The 599-nt window shown below is 42.9% G+C and carries 1 protein-coding gene; it reads right to left on the reverse strand.

Annotation, left to right across the window (positions count from 1 at the left end; translation table 11 throughout):
• Positions 1 to 194 precede the first annotated feature (194 nt).
• On the reverse strand, positions 195 to 599 hold a 405-nt coding region (locus tag E8E68_RS00010), incomplete at its 5' end, for a hypothetical protein (protein WP_280339011.1).

Below are 599 nucleotides of genomic sequence, written 5' to 3' on the forward strand. Positions count from 1 at the left end.
AAAGCATATAGGCTAAAGGATGTAGGCTTATGACATGAATGAAGACAGACCTATGCCAAGTCTTCATTTAAATAATCATAAGCCGACGGGTAAAATCCTTTAGCATAAGTTGAACATTAGCAGACCAAAACAACGTGGACCGGAGTAGCAGCCGAAAGGCGGGGGCAGTGCAAACGGCTACAATAGCACTAATATCACAATGGGGGGGATCGTTCCTCCTGGTCTAAAAATATCTGATGGCAAGAATGTGGCAGCAAAAGGGGCATCGTCACCTCTCTTGTTGCTACAGAAACATGTATCTGAACACGAACATGGTGTAAGCCAGAGATGAACAAAAGATTCGAGTCGGTATCGAAAACTACGAAAAATTGTTCATATGTGCCTACACAGAGATACATGTTGCCCATGGCTAATTCACTTGGACAGCAGGAAAAATGTATTAGCCTAGGCTCACATATGCGCACATGCAGTTGCATGAGGCGTATAATAATTGGTGTGATAACGGCCACACCACCTAGTAATGTTATCATTTGATCGACACCAGGAGTATCAAAGTCAAAATAAATAGCCGGTGTAATCGACGAAACAAGAGTCTCAGA

This window comes from Pseudomonas sp. BN607 (genome assembly GCF_029871175.1).
GTDB lineage: Bacteria > Pseudomonadota > Gammaproteobacteria > Pseudomonadales > Pseudomonadaceae > Aquipseudomonas.